The 268-nt window shown below is 43.7% G+C and carries 1 protein-coding gene; it reads right to left on the bottom strand.

Annotation, left to right across the window (positions count from 1 at the left end; genetic code table 11):
* A partial coding sequence (locus SB754_RS20640; RefSeq protein WP_410784228.1) for a hypothetical protein occupies window positions 1-252 on the bottom strand: 252 nt, incomplete at its 3' end.
* Window positions 253-268: the final 16 nt, after the last annotated feature.

Here is a 268-nt window from a genome sequence, read left to right as displayed (position 1 = left end):
ATCGCCATTCACAACATTAAAGCGATCTTCGTTAGCATCGTACATATAAGTAACTGCATCTCCATCACTTTCTACAGTGATCAAGCTAGAAAGAGCTGCGGATTTTCCACTAATCTGGGGACCACCCGGCTGACCAGCTGAATCCTGAATGTAGAAACTGTAAGCGGTGTTGCTAATTGTAATATCATCTTCGTGAACAATGGTTAAACCTGTGCTATTCCTGACTATCCTTCTATCAAAGGATTTCGTCAAGCCTACACCGTGCGGG

The sequence above is a fragment of the Leifsonia sp. SIMBA_070 genome, from assembly GCF_046534635.1.
Classification (GTDB): Bacteria; Actinomycetota; Actinomycetes; order Actinomycetales; family Microbacteriaceae; genus Leifsonia.
This window is presented reverse-complemented; position numbering and strand designations above follow the sequence as displayed.